Origin of the sequence: Antribacter gilvus, from assembly GCF_003946865.1 — a bacterium.
Taxonomy (GTDB): Bacteria; Actinomycetota; Actinomycetes; order Actinomycetales; family Cellulomonadaceae; genus Antribacter; species Antribacter gilvus.
Genome location: NZ_QXTH01000009.1, coordinates 262950 through 279352 on the forward strand (window position 1 = coordinate 262950; position 16403 = coordinate 279352).

Consider the following 16403-nt stretch of genomic DNA (forward strand, 5'->3'; position numbering starts at 1 on the left):
GTGAAGCTCTCGGAGCGCATCGCCTCCCTGTTCTGGCCGCCTGCTGCTGCGGCGCGGTCCATGTCCGGATGGGCGGAGTGGGAGGCGGGCGGTCCGTCGCCCGGCTCCCGTCAGGACGCGACGCACCTCGTGCCGTTCTTCGGCGCGGTGCGTCACATCGTCGACTTCATGTCGACGCTGCCGGTGGACGCCTACCGCAAGGACGGCGACTCTCGGGTACGCGCCCCACTGCCGCGCCTGGTGACCCGCCTCGACGAGCCGGGAGACATCGGCTTCGGCCAGTGGGTCGGGCAGTGGGCGTACGGCCAGGCGGTGCACGGCAACTCGGTCGGCTGGGTGACCGCGACGGACGGCTTCGGCTTCCCGATCGCGATCCGGTGGCTGAACCGGTCGGACTGGTCGCTGAACGAGACGACGAAGATGTGGACGATCTACGGCGAGCAGGTGCCGTACGGGTCGTCCCGCATCGTGCACTCGCCGTGGATCGTGCCCGCCGGCTGCATCCTCGGTGTGTCCCCGCTGGATCACTTCCGCACCTTCTGGCAGGCGGGCCGCTCGGCGCAGGAGTACGCCGACCTGTCGCGTGGTGGGGGCCTGCCCCCGGCCACGCTGAAGAACACGGCGAAGACGCTCGACGCCGCGGTGGCGCAGCGCATCCAGGCGCGCGCGGCGAAGTCGTTCGCTTCGGGGCTGCCGTTCGTGACCGGCAGCGACTGGGAGCTCAACGTCACCGCGGTCCCGCCGAACCAGGCGCAGTTCCTGGCGACGATGCAGTTCACCGCCAACCAGACGGCCGCGATCTTCGGTATCGACCCGCGCGAGATCGGCGGCAGCGCGACCGAGTCGCTGACGTACGCGACCGACGAGTCACGCTCGCTGAACCGGGCGAACAACATGCGGCCCTACCTGGTCCGCTTCGAGCAGCTGATCGCGCGCATGCTGCCCGAACGGCAGTACCTGAGGCTCAACGTCGACGCGACCATCCGCACCGACATCAAGACGCGGACCGAGGTCATCGGCGCCCAGCTCAAGGACGGCCGCCTGAACCTCGACGAGGCTCGCGCGCTCGAGGACCGGCCCCCGCTGCCGAACGGCCAGGGCCAGGCCTACAACATCCCCCGGCCGAACGGCGCGCCGGTGATCCGGAACGGAGACGAACCATGACTGAGGCTGAGCGGCGGTTCACGTCGGTCGCGGTGGAAACCCGCGCCGGCAAGACGAACGCCATGACGATCGGCGGCTATGCCGCGAAGTTCGACCGCATGTCGCAGAACCTGGGCGGGTTCGTCGAGCGCATCGCACCGACGTTCTTCAACAAGTCGCGTGGCGACGGCTGGCCGGGTGTCATCGCCCGGTACAACCACGACGACAACATGGTTCTCGGCACGTCCCGGGCGGGCACGCTGCGGCTGGGTCTCGACGAGATCGGGCTCGCGTACGACGTCGAGCTGCCGAGCTCGCGCGCGGACGTCTACGAGCTCGTCCAGCGCGGCGACGTCGCACAGTCGTCGTTCGCGTTCATCGTCTTCGAGGACGACTGGACGCAGTCCGACCAGGGCTTCCCGCTGCGCACGCTCGTCAGCGGGCGGCTGCTCGACGTCGCCCCGGTGAACACCCCGGCGTACGAGGACACCTCGGTCGTGACCCGCGGCGCGCTGGACTCCCTGGCGCGCAAGTTCGACGCCGACCCGGCCGAGGTCCGCCAGCTCGCGCAGGCGAACGAGCTCAGCCGGTTCTTCAAGCGCACGGACGCCCCGAGCGACCAGGAGCGCAGGCGTTCCGCTCAGGCGGCCCTCGCCAAGGTGATGAGCCTGCGCTAGACCGACCACCGCTTGACCGAACGGGCAGGGCGACCCCACCCGTTTCAAGCGGTTCCGCAACACCCGCAATCCGGCAGGGCGACCCCCACCGGGACTCAACCAGATCCACGAGTCCCCAGAAGGGGGAGACTGTCATGACCAGCATCGCAGACACCCTGATGGAGCGCCGCGCGGCGCTCATCACCAAGGCCCAGGAGATCGCCACCAAGGGCGTGACCGAGGGCCGTGACCTGTCGGTCGAGGAGCAGACCGATTTCGACCAGATGATCGCCGAGGCGGAGACGCTCGCGAAGCGGGCGTCGGCCATCGCCGAGGGCGAGCAGCGAGGCCGTGAGCTCGAGGAGTCGTTCCGCTCGGTCACCGGGCGCGACCCGCAGAAGGCGTCCGAGGGCAAGTCGTCCGAGTTCGAGACGTGGGCGCGCAACGCCCGTGTCGGCGACGGCTACGACATCGCGCCCGTGCGCGGTGCCGAGGCTCGCGCGATCCGCAACCGCGGGGCTGAGACCCGTGACATGTCCGCCACCGGCGGCGTCGGCCCCAACGGGGTCTACGGCCAGCTGTGGGAGTACGCGGTCAGCACGACGCAGCTCCTCCAGGCCGGTGTGGACATCATCAACACCGCGGACGGCAACACGCTGCCCATGCCGCGCGCTACCGCGCACGCGGCGACGGACGGCGCTGCTGTCGCGGCCCACGGCGCGATCGTCGAGTCGGACTCGACGATCGACACGGTGAACCTGTCGGTCGCGAAGTACGGCTTCCTGACGGACGTCCCGACCGAGCTGGTTCAGGACGTGACGTTCGACCTGGAGGGCTACATCGCCCGCAACGCCGGGCGCGCGCTCGGCCGCCGTATCAGCCAGGTCGCGGCTGCCGCCGCCATCGCCGGCTTCACCACGGCCGGTGTCACCGGCCCGGTGGGCACGTCGACCACCCTCGGCAGCCAGACCACCGCGGGGCAGGGTTCCGACCTGCTGGTGGACCTGTTCCACTCGGTGCTCAACGACTACCGCAACGGGGCCGCGTGGGTGATGGGCGACCCGACGGCCGCCATGATCCGCAAGCTCAAGACGAGCACCGGCGAGCTGGTGTGGCAGCCCGCGCTCACGGCCGGTGACCCGGACCTGGTCCTGGGCAAGCCGGTCTACATCGACTCGTTCTTCGCCACCCCGGCGGCGAACGCGAAGTCGATCTTCTTCGGCGACTGGTCGGCGCTGAAGGTCCGCATCGCCGGCGGCCTGCGCTTCGAGCGGTCGGCGGAGTACCACTTCGGCAACGACCAGGTGACGTTCCGTGCGCTGGTGCGCACCGGCGCCGTCGCCATCGACCCGAACGCCGTCAAGTTCTTCGCCCACTCGGCGACCTGATCTTGACACCGGGTGGGGGCGCCCCTGGGTGAATCCCGGCGCCCCCCACCCACCACCCGGCCCGACGGTCACAGGAGGTTCGTCATGAAGGTTCGAGTGAAGGTCCGTCCTTCGGGTCTCATCAACGGCCGCGTGTGGCCCGAGGTCGGCGAGACGATCGACCTGCCCGACTCCGTCGTGGTCGGCATGCTGAACGCGGGCCAGGTCGAGGCGGTCAAGGCCGCACCCGCCGAGCCGGAGAAGGCCGTGCCGGTCGCCGACGACGTCGAGAAGGCAGTACCGGCCCCGGCGAGGCGCCGCGCCACGCGGAAGCGGTGACCCGGTGGCCTTCATCACCACCGCCGACGTGCAGGCCGCGCTGGGCAGCGTCCAGGCGTCCAAGCAGGGCGACCTGGCGCTCTTGGTCGACACGGCTCAGGAGGTCGTCGAGTCGATCGTCGGCAAGGTGGAGGTCGGCACGGCGACGCATCCGGTTCCTACCGGGCACCGCACCGCGTACCTTCCGCTGAACGCGCGCAACGTCACGGTCACCGTGGACGGCGTCGCGTTCGCCGCCGACGTCGACCTCGCAGCGGGCATCGTGTCCGGTCTGCCGTCGTCAGGGGTCGTCGTCGTCTCGTACCAGGCGGGCTGGGCGGCGGCGGACATCCCCGCCACCGTCAAGCTCGCCGCCGTGGAGATGGCCGTGCACCTGTGGAAGTCGGGACGCCAGACCGTCAACCGTGGCGCGCCCGGCCCGTCCACCGACGCCACCACCCCGTACGGGTTCGCCATCCCGCGCCGCGTGCGCGAGCTCTGCGCCACCGTCTCGGACGACCCCGGGTTCGCCTGATGCCCACGTCCACCGCCACGCTCGGCCACGACTTCAAGGCCGCGATGCTCACGGCGATCCGCTCCCTCGTCGACCCGGCGCAGGTGTTCACCTCGTGGGGTCACCCTGGCGTGGCGGGTCAGAGCTGGGACGACGTCATCGCCGTGGACGAGGTCGAGATCGAGCAGGCCGTCGCCACGATGGGGACGAACCGTTCCCGCGAGGAGACGCTGCGGCTCACCGTGTGGATCGCCTGCTTCCGCGCGGGCAACAACGACGACCTGGAGAAGGTCTGCGCCGACCGCGCCGTGGACCTGCTGCGCCTCATCGAGCACCACGTCCGCCAGACGGACACGACTCTGGGCGGCGTCGTCCGGCACTGCTTCCTGACCGGCTACCGCGAGCGCGGCGACTCCCGTGAGGCGCTGCTGGCGGACGGCCGCCGTGTCGAGGTCGAGGCCACGTTCACCGCCCAAGCACGAGTCACCGGCCCGTAGCGCCAGAAGGGGTCATCCGCCACGAGGGCGAATGACCCCTTCCAGAGGCGGCGCCGCTGAGCTAACCGCCACACCGAGCTCTTTGCGGCCCCGGGACCGCCGCAGCTTGCGCCGCTACTGAGCATCCAGCCTACATCACCGGACCCTGACCAGGAGCCAGTCATGCCCAAGATCAAGAACGTCTCCCGCTTCGGTGCGCTCGACGTGCCGCTGCTCGGGCGCATCGTCGACGCCGACGAGGTGATCGAGGTGACCGACGAGCAGGCTTCACGGCTGCTCGACCAGGCCGACAACTGGCGGCCGTTCCACCCGACCGACGAGAACGACCCGCTGCGCGGACAGGCGCTCGACGAGGCGCTCAAGGCGGCGGGCCTGCCCATCACCGGATCTGCCGACGAGAAGCGTCAGCGCCTCGTCGACGCTCGCCGATAGGAGACGGCCATGACCACGCAGCTCGACTGCTCGATTGGACTCAAGAAGGAGACGACGTACGGCACGCCCGTCACCGTCGACCAGTTCCTCGAGTTCGAGTCCGAGAGCCTGAACCGTACCGCGGAGTTCGCGCAGGGCGAGGGTATGCGGGTTGGCTCGCGCATCCCGCTCGCGAACCGCAACTTCCTCGGCCGTGAGCAGGTCGACGGCGACATCAACCTCGTCGCGACGACGAAGGCGCTCGGCGGCATCCTGGAGGCCGCGTTCGGCACCGTGACGAACACCCCCGTCCCCACGCAGGCAGGCGTGTTCCAGCAGGTGCACACGCCCGCGACGACGGACCCGCTGCCGTCGTACACCATCCAGAAGGGCGTCCCGCCCGTGGGTGGCGGTGCGACTGTGCCGCTGACGTTCGCGGGCATGATGTGCAACCAGATCCAGTTCTCGGCCGACCCGGGCGGGCTGTTGCAGATCGGCACCACGTGGACCGGTCGCGAGGTGCTGCTGACGGGCACGCCGTACGCGGCGCCGTCGTACCCGGCGGGCCTGGACGTGTTCTCGTTCGTGCACGGCGCGATCGTGCTGGGCGGCACCGTCACCGCGGCGACGGCCGACGCGCTCGCCTCGGGCGGCACCGTGCTGGGCAACATCCGGTCGTTCAGCCTCCAGTGGAACCAGGGCCTCGACGACAACGTCCCGACCCTGGGCGCTCAGGGGCGCCGCAGCCGGCGCAACGTCGTCGGGCGGGGTGAGCTCTCCGGCTCGATCACGGCCGAGTTCACCGACACGAGCCTGCTCACCGCGCAGATGAACCGGTCGAACCTCGCGCTGCTGCTGACGTTCACGCACACGTCGACGATCGGCACGTCGGCGAACCCCGTCGTCCAGATCCACGTGCCCGTCGTCAAGCTCGACAACGCGCTGCCGCAGTCGAACGGCGGAGACGTCATCGCCACGCAGATTCCGTTCGTCGGCCTCCAGCCCGACGCGGGCCCGGCCATCCGTGTCGTCTACCGCACGACCGACCTGACGCCCTGATGTCCGAGTTCGACATCCGGTCGAACCTGCGGCAGTTCCTCGCGGACCTCAAGGAGTTCGAGCCGGCTCTCGCGCGGGACGTGCGCCGACGGATGCGCCGCTCGGGCGACTCGGCCATCGCCGAGATGGGCCGGATCCTCGACGACTATCAGGGCGCGACCGACGTGCGGCACCCGCTCGGGTCGGCGCGCGAGGAGATCAAGTCGGGGCTGCGTCTGCGGGTCACCGCGGGCAAGACGCGCACCACGGTGCGGCTCGTCTCCACGAGGGGCGCGATCGCGAAGCCGATGAACATGCGCGAGTGGCGGCACCCGGTGTTCGGCCGCGAGGACACGTGGGCCGAGCAGGAGGGCACGGGCTATTTCAGCCTCGGTGCCGTGTCGCAGTCGGACGACCTCAAGCGCGAGCTGGAGGCCGCCATCAAGGTCGGCCTGGACGCGCTCGCGTCCAGGAACCCTGTCGTCGAGTAAGGGGCACATCGTGGCACGTGTGAAGTTCCTGGGGCCCGCGGGCGCCCCGTTCGTCGGCGTCGAGACCAGCCTCGTCCGTGAGGGCGAGGGCAAGATCGGCGACATGGCCGACATGCAGCGCCAGACCGGCATGCGCATGAAGGACATCCAGGCCGAGCTGGAGCGGAACGAGTCGTTCGGCTTCCAGGTGGCGCTGTTCCTGACGCTGCGGGCGGCCGGGCACAAGGTGTCCTTCGACACCGCGGGCAACTTCGCCGAGGCCGATCTCGAGATCGTCGAGGATCCGGGCGACCAGCGCGACGACGATGCCGAGGACGTCCCGGAGGCGGAGGACCCTACGTCAGCCCCGACGGCTTCCGGTCGGGGCGACGTCGACGCCGAGGAGCCGACGGCGGCGGCGCCGGGCGCGCGCTCCCGGAGCAGGCAGCAGAGCCCTGGATCGAAGAAGCGGTCTACAAGCGGCTCGTGACCATCTGCCACGTGTGGCCGGGGATCACCCCGCGCGGCGTGTGGGACCTGACGTTCAACGAGTGGGTGCTGTTCGCGCGCGCTGCCGACGAATGGCAGGCGCAGCAGGAGAAGTCCGCAGCGCAAGCCAAGTAGGCGGCGACGTCCCCGAGGCAGAGAGCGAGGTGACGTCGTGACCACGACACAGCTCGTCTTCGACATCCTTGCCAGGGACCGCGCGTCGGGCACGCTCGACAACGTCGGCCGGCGCGTCGATGACAACCGCGGCCGGTGGGAGAAGCTGGGCGGCGTCGTCGCGGGCATCGGCATCGGCGCGATGGTCGGCAAGTTCGCGAAGGATGCCGTCGGTGCCGCCTCGGACATGACCGAGACGGTGAACAAGTCGACGGTCATCTTCGGCGAGAACGCTGCGGAGATCCAGAAGTGGTCCGACGGCGCGGCGAAGAACTTCGGCCTGTCGAAGTCCGCCGCGCTCAGCGCCGTGTCCGGGTTCGGTGACATGTTCGCCCAGCTCAGGTTCACGGGCGAGCAGGCGGCGAAGACGTCGACGAACGTCGTCGGGCTCGCGGCCGACCTGGGCTCGTTCCACAACCTCGACACGGACGACGTGCTCGACAGGATCTCGGCGGCGCTGCGTGGCGAGTACGACTCGTTGCAGGCGCTCATCCCGAACATCAGCGCCGCGCGTGTCGAGCAGGAGGCGCTGGGCGCGACGGGCAAGAAGTCGGCGGCGGACCTGACGGCCGCGGAGAAGGCGTCCGCCACGCTGGCCATCGTGCAGCGCGACGGCGCGGCGGCGGCCGGTGACTTCAAGGAGACGTCCGACGGGCTCGCCAACTCGACGAAGATCGCCAGCGCGCAGTTCGCCGACATGCAGGCGAAGGTGGGCACGCTGCTGCTCCCGGCCATGGCGGACCTGGTCGGCGTGGCGATCTCCGCGGTGACGTGGATCCAGAACAACTCGGGGGCGGCGACGGCGCTCGGTATCACGCTCGGCGTGGCTACGGCGGCGATCATGGTGGCCGCTCACTGGCAGGGGATCTACCGGACGGCGACGACGATCGCGACGGCGGCGACGTGGCTGTTCAATGCCGCCCTGCGCGCGAACCCGATCGGCATCGTCATCACGGCGATCACGGCGCTCGTCGGCGCGATCGTGTGGCTGTACAACAACAACGAGACCGCGCGCAAGATCATCGACGGCGCGTGGAAGGGCATCAAGTCCGCGGTCTCCGCGGTCGGTGACTGGTGGACGAAGACGCTCGTCCCCGGATTCTCCAAGGGCATCGACGCCATCAAGAACGGCTTCTCCACCGCGGGCGAGAAGATCGCCGAGGTGTGGGCGGGCATCAAGAGCGCCGCCGCCAGGCCGGTGAACTTCGTCCTGGGCACCGTCTACAACGACGGGATCCGCAAGTGGTGGAACACGATCGCCGGCGACGTCGGGCTGGACTCGCTGAAGCTGCCTGAGGCGGCGCTGGTGAAGTTCGCCCAGGGCACGGAGGACCACCGCGCGCAGATCGCCCCCGCGGGGGCGTGGCGCGTCTGGGCCGAGCCGGAGACGGGCGGCGAGGCTTACATCCCGCTCGCGCAGTCGAAGCGCGGCCGAAGCACGTCGATCCTGGCGGCGGTGGCCGAGCGGTTCGGCTTCGGGCTCACCCCGATGGCGAGCGGCGGCATCCTCGACTGGATCGGCGACACGGTCGACCGGGTCGTCTCGGGCGTGGGTACGGCGGCGCGCGTGCTGTCCGACCCGGCGGGTGCGATCCGTGCGGCGGTCGGGTCGTTCGCGACGGGCATCGCCGGGAACCCGCTCGGGCGGGTCCTCGCGACCCTGCCGACGAAGTTCGCGGGCGGGCTCGTGGACCGGGTAAAGGAGTTCCTGTCGTCGGGCGGACCGGACGCAACGCCCGGTGCTGGTGTCGTCGGCTGGCGAGCCATGTCGCAGATGGCTCAGGCGCTCATCCCGGGCGTGCGGATCACGTCCGCGTTCCGGCCGGGCGCGAGGGTCGCGGGCTTCGGCGTGCAGTCCATGCACGCGCTCGGGCGGGCCGTGGACCTCGCGGGCGGGCCTGGCCTGATGGCGATCTTCCGGGCGATCAACGCGGCCTACGGCGGACGCTCGCAGGAACTGCTCTACTCGCCCGCCGGCGGGAACCAGATCCTGCGCGGCGGCCGTCGTGGGAACACGAGCGGCGTCACCCGGGCGAACCACTTCGACCACGTCCACTGGGCGATGGCGAACGGCGGGCTGCTGCCGCCGCGGCTCATGGACCAGGGCGGCATCCTGCCGCACCGCGGCGTCGCGGTGAACCTCTCGGGCCGCAACGAGCGGGTGCTGCCGAACGACGGGGCGATCGACCTGTCGGAGGACACGCTGCGGCGGATGGCGCAGCAGTTCATGGCCGTCGCCTCCGCCGAGGTGGCAGCCCAGATCGAATCTCTGCTCGAAGGGCGGTGACACATTGGCCGTCCTGCGCACCAACGTCGTCACGGACCCACGGGCCACCGTCGCAGCCAACTGGACGTCGGTGGCGGGCACGGGCGGCGTCGTGTCCGAGACGATGGTTGTCGGTGCCACGGACGGGCCGACGCTGCCCGACGGCACGAAGGCGACGACCTACGCTCGCTACACCTACACCACCGCGAACACGGGCGGGGTGTCGTCGTTCGGCTACTCCATCCCGAACGTCAACCTCGGCTCCTGGCCGTCGGGCACGCCGTTCGTGGCGGGCATCTGGGTGCGGACCTCGGTCCCGGTGACCCTGGGCCGCGTGGCCGGGTACCAGCAGACGGCGGCGTTCTCCGAGAGCAGCATCAACGGGCCGTCCGTCGCCATCCCGGCGAACACGTGGACCTACCTGGCCGCCGCCTTCGTGTCGACGGTCGTCGCGGGCGCGTTCGGCTCGCGGTTCGGCTCGCCGAGCCAGATCTTCCCGCTCGGCGCCACGGTCGACGTGACGTGCGCGCTCGCCGAGCCGGACACGTCCGTCGTCGGCGCGTACATCGACGGCGACACGACGGACAGCCCCGACCGCCGCTACGACTGGACCGGCCCGCCGCACGCGTCGACGTCGACCGAGTCGACCCGCCTCGACCTGGAGGTTGTCGAGACGACCGAGCCGAAGCCGGTGCGCATCACCACCGAGACGCTCGTCGCCGGTACGCGGTACCGGCTCGTGGGCGTCACCGCCGACGGCCAGGTGTGGGACGTGCCCGGCGGCACGTTCACCGCGGCGTCGGCCGCGACCGTCACCCTGGTCGACAACCGGACCGCCCTGAACGCCGTCGTCACCTACCGGATGCTCAGCGCGTCCGACGGCGTCGTGCTGCTGGAGAGCGTCGGATCGGTCGTCATCGACTGCGAGTCGGACATCGTGCTCCAGTCGCTCGACGGGGCGGCCGTCGCGTTCGTGGACCTCGCGAACCTCGACCTCAGCCGGACCGGTCAGCCCCGGTTCCACGAGTCCGACGTAGCGGGCCGCCGTGACCGGCCTGCCCGCTACGACGTCGCGCTCGCCGACGACCAGGTGTTGGTGGTGGAGGCGGAGGGGGCGCAGACGCTCGCCGTGCAGGCGATGCTTGTCGCCGGCGGCCCGATCGTCATGCGGTCCACGCCCGGCATCGGCGGGCCGCTGTTCCCCGCGTCGCAGCTCGTGCGGGCGGCGTCGTGGTCGTCGAGGCGCATCGGCTTCTCGAGCCTGTACCAGTGGTCGCTGACCGTCGCCGGGACGTCGGACCCCGAGCCGTCTCGGGCGGTCGCGCTCAACTCGTGGGCCGACTTCAACGCCGCGATGGTCCGGCTCGGCTGGGACTACACCCAGCTGAACGACTTCCTCGCCGGGCTGGGCGACTGGGAGTCGTTCAGCACCGTCGACTGGAAGACGCTGTGAGGGTCGTCGAGGAGCCCGAGCGCCTCGCCGAGGTGCTCGGCGGGTCGGCCGGATGGTCACCCCGGGTGGCGTCGTGGTCTGCGGACGGGCGGCTGCTCGCGTCCGACGTGCCGGTGTCCCGTGGCTCGATCACGTACGCGGTTTCGTCGGACAAGATCTGCGAGCTCAGTCTCGTCGTTCCGCGCCGGGTGGACGGCGTCGACTGGTCGCCGCGCGGCAACCCGGACCACCCGCTGGCACGGTTCGGCCAGCGCCTGGACGTGTCGGTGATCGTCACCTCGAAGCTCGGTGGCGTGTGGACGCTGCGCCAGGGCCGGTTCCTGGTCACCGGGTGGCAGGAGAGCCCGAGCGCGATCACGGTCACCGGTGAGGGCATGCTGCGCCTGGCGAAGGACTCGGCGACGGCGAGCCCGGTGCAGCCCACCGCGGGGGAGACGTTCGCCGCCCTGGCGCGGCGCCTGGCACCGGCGGGCGTCTCGGTCGCGTTCGACGACGCGCTCGTGGACCGCGCGGTCCCGTCGGCGGCGATCACGAAGTCGGGACGGCTCGAAGCACTCGCCGAGCTCGCGGACGCGTGGCCCGCGCTGCTGCGGTCGGACGACTGGGGGCAGGCGCTGTTCCGTGCCCCGCTGCCGGAGGTTCCCACGCCGGTGCTGGAGTTCACCGACGGGCTAGTCACCGGCGCCCGCGGCACGGTCGTCAGCGCCCCGTTCAACGACAACCGCGACGGGTACAACGTGGTTCGTGCGAGGTCGTCCGCGCCCGGCCTGGAGAACCTCTACGCGGAGGCCCGCACGACGTCGGGGCCCATGGCGGTCGACACCTACGGCGAGGTCGTGCAGGAGTGGTCAACGCCGCTCGCCACCACCCGGGCGGCGTTGCAGACGTCCGCCGAGTCGCTGCGTGCCCGGTCCGTGCGTCCGTCCAGGTCGAGGACCGTGACGCACGCCCCCGATCCGCGCATCGAGCTCGACGACCCCGTGTCCGTGCACGTGGACGGCGCGCGGGAGTGGGGCTACGTCACCGGCTACAAGCTGCCGCTGACCGTCGAGGACGGCGACATGACCACGACCGTCGCGGTGGCGGCGTGAGGGGGGCGTCGTGGTTGCTGACCTGAGATGGGCGGGGCGGCTCAAGCGTACGCAGCCGCAGGGCCCGCCGCCCGGGGCCGACCCGACCCCGACGTCCCTGGCCTACGTGCACGCCGTGGACGTCCCCGGCAAGCGTGTGCAGGTGCGCGTCCGGGACGCGGCAGTGTGGGTGCCCGCGCTCGCCGCGCAGTACGTGGTGGGCGGCCAGGCCGTCGTCCTGTGGGACGTGGTCGCCGGGCGCCCGGCGTATGTGATCGGCACCCAGGGACCGGCCGAGCCCGCGCCGCTGGCGACCGTCACCGCGGTGGCTGGGACGACCGTGACCGTGACGTGGAACGGCGCCGCGACCCCGCTGCCCGCCATCCCGGGGACGTACACCGTCGGGCAGACGGCACGCGTCCTGACGGACGCGTGGGGGCTGCCGTACCTCGCGCTCGGACCGTCGTCGGTGGCGGCTGCCGGACCTTCGCCGGAGTCGCCGTCGGAGCCGTCGACCGCACCCAGGACGGTCAAGGCGACCGTGACCCTGGCCGCGACGTGGTCCGGGTCCTGGCGGGCGTCCGGCACCGTCGGCTGGAACACCTGGAACGTGGGCCGCTACGGCTGGCCGGCGACCATGTGGCAGGGCAACGGCCGCGGGTCGGGTCCGATGACCGGGCTGGCGACGTGGGGCAACCTCGTCACCAACCTGGGCGCTACCGAGATCCTCGTCGCCCGCCTGAACGCACGGCGCAACGACGGCGAGTACGGAGCGAGGACCCTCACCGTGCAGGGATCCCCGCACGGGTCCCGCCCCGCAGGTGCACCTACCGGCTCGGGCGGCACGTTCTCCGACGCCTCGGACGGCTCCGACGGATGGTCGCACATCGGCCTGGACAGCACCACCTGCGAAGGGCTGCGCACCGGCGCGGTTCGCGGGTTCCGGACCGCGGGCGGCGACTACTCCGGATGGACGGACGCCTCACTGACCCTGACCTTCCTCCGGCCCGCCTGAGAAGGGACCCGCCGTGCACATCGTTTGCAGCGTCTGCGGTGCGATCACCGGCCTGTGGGACGTGCACATCGCCTGGCACATCGCCAAGGGCGACCCCGCCCCGGTGAACGCCAACACCGCAGCGATGGAGCCCAAGCCCGTCGAGAAGCCGATCTCCGAACCACCAGGCGGGCGTACCTGATGCCCTGTCCCCCTCCCGGAAAGGAGTGACCGATGGCTCTGAACGTGTACGGCCACGACATCCCGCCGACTGTCGGCGTCACGCCGAACATGCAGAACGCGCTGGGCGCGTTCTCGGCGAGCGTCCGGGACGTGAAGGTCGCTGCGAACCTGACCGCCCGCGCGCAGCTGGTGTCCGACATCCAGGCCGCCGGCGGCGTGATCGACGCCGCGCACCCGCTGTACGTGCACCGCGTGGACGCGGGCACGGGCGCCGAGCTGGAGCGCACCATCGACGGCACCACCTGGGTGACGATCTTCTCCGAGGTGGGCCGGTCCTACACCGACGACGGAGCCGGCGGCGGCAACGTGACGGCCGCGCCCACGTGGGCCGTCGCCACCGACCCGGCGCAGATCGTGCTGCCCGCGGGGAAGTTCCTCGTCACCGTGTCGGCCGCGTTCACGCTGTCGCCGGGCGCCGCGACCCGCATCGACGTCGGCATCTCCACCGTCAACGGCGTCACCGGCTTCGGCGCACAGGCGACCCTCTCCCTCACGGACATCGGCGGCGTGCAGAACTCCACCGTCGACTTCACGCGCCTCGTCGAGCTGGCGACCCCCACGACCCTGTCCATGCGCTGCCGCACGGCGACGGCTGGTGGCACGCAGGCGATGGGGATCCAGACCATCTCCGCCATCCGGGTGGGGTGACCTGATGAGCACCGAGCACCCCCAGCCCCCGCAGACCGGGCGCCTGAGCGGCAGCGAGATGCAGATGCTCATGCAGATGCTCTCCGACGTCCGCTCTCTCGTGCAGGGGGTGGACCACAAGCTCAACGGCATGATCCCCCGGCCGGAGTTCGTGCAGTACCAGAACGCGATCGACCGTCGCTTCACCGGCCTGGAGGCGCAGGTGGCGGAGAAGCGGGCCGATCACAGCGTCCTCGAGCAGAAGATCCAGATGGTGGACGACAAGGTCGACACGCACGAGGAGAAGCGAAACGAGAACTACCGCTCGCTCAACACGAAGGCGTGGTTTGCCCTCGCGAGCGCGGTCATGGCAGGGGCGGTCAGCCTGGCCGTCGCGATCATCACGAACGTCATCGGCTAGGAGGGCTCCACATGGCCCGATACGCATGCGCCGAGTGGGAGCCCATCGGCTGGATGAACGCGCTGCGCCAGTACGACAAGACGCAGCTCTCGTTCCACATCACGGCCGGGACCGGCGACCCGCGCACGATCGCTTCGTGGCGTGACGGGCGCGCCGGCTCGAACTTCGTCATCTTCCGCGACGGCCGCACCGTGCAGCTCTCGGACTCGACGTGCAAGAGCGCCGCGGACTACGGCGCCGTGCACATCATCTCGGTGGAGATCGTCGGCGCCTGGGGTCCGCCGACCGAGGCGCAGATCCGCGCCATGGTCGCGCTCGCCCGCGAGGCGCACCGGCGTGACGGCGTGCCGCTGCGTGCGGCGCGGTTCTCCGGCGACGCGGGTATCGGGTACCACCGCCTCGGCGTGGACGGGAACTTCCCGCGCCACGAGCGCTACGGCGGTCGCCTGCAGCGCACCCCGGTCAGCGTGAAGACGTCGGGCTCGTTCGGGAAGGCGTGCCCCACCGACCCGACCATCGACGTCGTCTTCGACCGCGTCCTGCCCGCCGTGGCCGGTCCCGAGTGGACCGGTGCGCTCGGGTGGCCCGTGCTGCGCGAGGGCGACGGGGCCACGGACGTCGAGGCGCTGCAACGCATCCTCGTCGACCTTGGCTACGACCTCGGTGATGCGGGCGTCGACGGCGACTTCGGTCCCGCGACGCGTCTCGCCGTCGAGCTGTTCCAGGCCGCCGTGGGGCTCACCCCTGACGGCGTCGTGGGCGAGAAGACCCAGGCCGCCCTCAGGACGGCACACACCCTGAACCAGGAGGACGACATGCTCATCATCCGACGCGCCTCGGACGGCGCTTCGTTCATCGTGCTCGGCGGCCGTGGCGCGAAGGTCGTCAACACCGCCGACCTCTCTGCGTTCCGGGCCGCCGGTGCCCAGACCGCGAACCTGTCGGACGCGGGGTACTCCGAGGCGTTCGCCCGCTACTACACCGTCGACACCCCGGAGGGCTGACCTATGATCTACGCCTCCCTGTCGTTCTGGAAGGGTGCCGCCGAGCGCGCGATCGCCACGGGCGCGCAGTTCTGCCTGCTCGTGCTCGGCGTCGGCGTCGGCGCGGGCGCGCTGCCCGGCGAGACGGCCCAGATCGTGAACGCGCTGACGCTGAACTACGTCACGCTCGGCGGCGCGTTCCTCGGCGGAGCGCTGGTGTCCGTGCTGACGTCGCTGGCACGGCCCGACTTCGTAGCCGGTGCGCCCGGTGCGTCGCCGGTGCCACTCGCGCGACACTGACCCCAGGAGCGGAACACGAAGCGCCCCACCTCTTCGGAGGTGGGGCGCTTTCGTCATGCCCCCGCAGCGGCGGGGATAACTGCGTCACCGGCTCGTGCACTCGGATCACCCCCGCACGCGCGGGGACCCCACAGACATCTGCCAGACAGCCGGTTCACCCCCGCGTGCGCGGGGAAGGTGGTGCGGGACAGACGCTACCGCTGCTGCCCGCCGCCGTCTACTCGGGATCCTCGCTCAGGTCGACAGGTTCACCCAGCCGCTCAGCCTCCGCGCGCACGACGTCGAGCGCCTCGAACTTCGGCCCGAGCTTGCGCAGCGCCCGCAGCCGCCGCGTGCTGTGCTCGGCCGGCTCGGTGCGCCACCACGCGTCGTCGTCCTCGTCAGGCGGCAGGGTCCCCACGTCCCAGGTCATGTACCCAGGGTCGCACGGATCGTCGCAGGTGGGGGAGGGGAGCCCGCCATCCGGGTGACGGATTTCGGGATACGGGAAAGAATAAGGTGAAGCGCTGATGCCCGATATGACCTCTGACCTGGTGCCCCGTACAGGACTTGAACCTGTGACCGAGAGATTATGAGTCTCCTGCTCTGACCAGCTGAGCTAACGGGGCGCTACGGGCGAGAATACCCGTTCGCGCTGGTCCGCAGGCCGGGCGCGACGCTCCGTGGACCGGCCGTGCTCACACCTTCAGAGGATCGCCGAGGAGCAGGATCCCGCGGGGGAAGCGGCCGTCGGCCACCTCCTGGACCCGCTGCCGCACGTCGTCGGCACTGCCTGTCGCGCGGACGTGCAGCTCCCGCGTGGTCGGGCCGGGGTCCGGCCGGTCCGCGTTGCCCTGCGTCCCCAGCGCCTCCGCGACCATCTCGGCGTGCAGACCGGAGGCGCGCAACGCGTCCACGAGAGCTCCGGCCTCGCGCGTGGCCATGTCGAGGTCCGGAAACGTCACGGGCACGATGTAGCTGTCCATGCTC

22 protein-coding genes and 1 tRNA gene are annotated in these 16403 nt (G+C 70.9%); 20 read left to right on the forward strand and 3 right to left on the reverse strand.

Annotation, left to right across the window (positions count from 1 at the left end):
* The 20 genes from D1350_RS16880 to D1350_RS16965 all read left to right on the forward strand — a co-directional run bounded on the left by D1350_RS16880 (position 1) and on the right by D1350_RS16965 (position 15434).
* Complete coding sequence (locus tag D1350_RS16880) at positions 1–1164, forward strand: phage portal protein (protein WP_125777186.1); 1164 nt, start codon at positions 1–3, stop codon at positions 1162–1164.
* The gene (locus tag D1350_RS16885) at positions 1161–1820 is read left to right on the forward strand and encodes an HK97 family phage prohead protease (protein WP_125777187.1); all 660 of its coding nucleotides are present in this window, start codon (positions 1161–1163) and stop codon (positions 1818–1820) included. Before D1350_RS16880 ends, D1350_RS16885 begins: the two co-directional genes overlap by 4 nt.
* A gap of 134 nt (positions 1821–1954) precedes the next feature.
* Positions 1955–3187 (forward strand): phage major capsid protein, encoded by a 1233-nt coding sequence (locus D1350_RS16890; RefSeq protein ID WP_125777188.1) that lies wholly within the window; start codon positions 1955–1957, stop codon positions 3185–3187.
* Between the two features lie 84 nt (positions 3188–3271).
* Entirely contained in the window at positions 3272–3505 is a 234-nt protein-coding gene (locus D1350_RS16895) for a hypothetical protein (protein WP_125777189.1), read from the forward strand.
* Positions 3506–3509: 4 nt separating this feature from the next.
* Positions 3510–4019 carry a hypothetical protein gene (locus D1350_RS16900; protein ID WP_125777190.1) on the forward strand — a complete coding sequence of 170 codons (510 nt, stop codon included), beginning with the start codon at positions 3510–3512 and terminating at the stop codon, positions 4017–4019.
* Positions 4019–4495: a hypothetical protein gene (locus D1350_RS16905; RefSeq protein WP_125777191.1), complete on the forward strand. Its 477-nt coding sequence runs from the start codon at positions 4019–4021 to the stop codon at positions 4493–4495. The genes D1350_RS16900 and D1350_RS16905 overlap by 1 nt, the downstream gene beginning before the upstream one ends.
* A 162-nt stretch (positions 4496–4657) precedes the next feature.
* Positions 4658–4927 (forward strand): hypothetical protein, encoded by a 270-nt coding sequence (locus tag D1350_RS16910; RefSeq protein ID WP_125777192.1) that lies wholly within the window; start codon positions 4658–4660, stop codon positions 4925–4927.
* A gap of 9 nt (positions 4928–4936) precedes the next feature.
* Positions 4937–5965: a phage tail tube protein gene (locus D1350_RS16915; protein WP_125777193.1), complete on the forward strand. Its 1029-nt coding sequence runs from the start codon at positions 4937–4939 to the stop codon at positions 5963–5965.
* Entirely contained in the window at positions 5965–6435 is a 471-nt protein-coding gene (locus D1350_RS16920; RefSeq protein ID WP_125777194.1) for a hypothetical protein, read from the forward strand. The genes D1350_RS16915 and D1350_RS16920 overlap by 1 nt, the downstream gene beginning before the upstream one ends.
* A gap of 10 nt (positions 6436–6445) precedes the next feature.
* The gene (locus tag D1350_RS16925; protein WP_125777195.1) at positions 6446–6904 is read left to right on the forward strand and encodes a hypothetical protein; all 459 of its coding nucleotides are present in this window, start codon (positions 6446–6448) and stop codon (positions 6902–6904) included.
* Positions 6901–7038 carry a hypothetical protein gene (locus D1350_RS23805; RefSeq protein WP_164545198.1) on the forward strand — a complete coding sequence of 46 codons (138 nt, stop codon included), beginning with the start codon at positions 6901–6903 and terminating at the stop codon, positions 7036–7038. The genes D1350_RS16925 and D1350_RS23805 overlap by 4 nt, the downstream gene beginning before the upstream one ends.
* 37 nt (positions 7039–7075) lie before the next feature.
* Positions 7076–9364, forward strand: a complete 2289-nt coding sequence (locus D1350_RS16930; RefSeq protein ID WP_125777196.1) for a phage tail tape measure protein — start codon at positions 7076–7078, stop codon at positions 9362–9364.
* Positions 9365–9368: 4 nt separating this feature from the next.
* Complete coding sequence (locus D1350_RS16935) at positions 9369–10796, forward strand: hypothetical protein (protein ID WP_125777197.1); 1428 nt, start codon at positions 9369–9371, stop codon at positions 10794–10796.
* The gene (locus tag D1350_RS16940) at positions 10793–11887 is read left to right on the forward strand and encodes a hypothetical protein (RefSeq protein ID WP_125777198.1); all 1095 of its coding nucleotides are present in this window, start codon (positions 10793–10795) and stop codon (positions 11885–11887) included. The genes D1350_RS16935 and D1350_RS16940 overlap by 4 nt, the downstream gene beginning before the upstream one ends.
* Positions 11888–11897: 10 nt before the next feature.
* Positions 11898–12881 (forward strand): hypothetical protein, encoded by a 984-nt coding sequence (locus D1350_RS16945; protein ID WP_125777199.1) that lies wholly within the window; start codon positions 11898–11900, stop codon positions 12879–12881.
* A 13-nt stretch (positions 12882–12894) separates the two neighbouring features.
* Entirely contained in the window at positions 12895–13062 is a 168-nt protein-coding gene (locus D1350_RS23810; protein WP_164545199.1) for a hypothetical protein, read from the forward strand.
* A gap of 32 nt (positions 13063–13094) precedes the next feature.
* Positions 13095–13751 carry a hypothetical protein gene (locus D1350_RS16950; protein WP_125777200.1) on the forward strand — a complete coding sequence of 219 codons (657 nt, stop codon included), beginning with the start codon at positions 13095–13097 and terminating at the stop codon, positions 13749–13751.
* Positions 13752–13755: 4 nt separating this feature from the next.
* Positions 13756–14151 carry a hypothetical protein gene (locus D1350_RS16955; RefSeq protein ID WP_125777201.1) on the forward strand — a complete coding sequence of 132 codons (396 nt, stop codon included), beginning with the start codon at positions 13756–13758 and terminating at the stop codon, positions 14149–14151.
* Between the two features lie 11 nt (positions 14152–14162).
* Positions 14163–15155, forward strand: coding sequence for a peptidoglycan recognition protein family protein (locus D1350_RS16960; protein ID WP_125777202.1), 993 nt, complete (start codon positions 14163–14165; stop codon positions 15153–15155).
* A 3-nt stretch (positions 15156–15158) separates the two neighbouring features.
* Positions 15159–15434: a hypothetical protein gene (locus D1350_RS16965; RefSeq protein WP_125777203.1), complete on the forward strand. Its 276-nt coding sequence runs from the start codon at positions 15159–15161 to the stop codon at positions 15432–15434.
* Positions 15435–15651: 217 nt separating this feature from the next.
* Here the strand turns inward: D1350_RS16965 and D1350_RS16970 are convergent, their stop codons facing one another.
* The 3 genes from D1350_RS16970 to D1350_RS16980 all read right to left on the reverse strand — a co-directional run bounded on the left by D1350_RS16970 (position 15652) and on the right by D1350_RS16980 (position 16399).
* Complete coding sequence (locus D1350_RS16970; RefSeq protein ID WP_125777204.1) at positions 15652–15846, reverse strand: hypothetical protein; 195 nt, start codon at positions 15844–15846, stop codon at positions 15652–15654.
* A gap of 119 nt (positions 15847–15965) precedes the next feature.
* Positions 15966–16042, reverse strand: a tRNA-Ile gene (locus tag D1350_RS16975).
* Positions 16043–16111: 69 nt separating this feature from the next.
* Positions 16112–16399, reverse strand: coding sequence for a hypothetical protein (locus tag D1350_RS16980; RefSeq protein WP_125777205.1), 288 nt, complete (start codon positions 16397–16399; stop codon positions 16112–16114).
* Between the last annotated feature and the right edge of the window lie 4 nt (positions 16400–16403).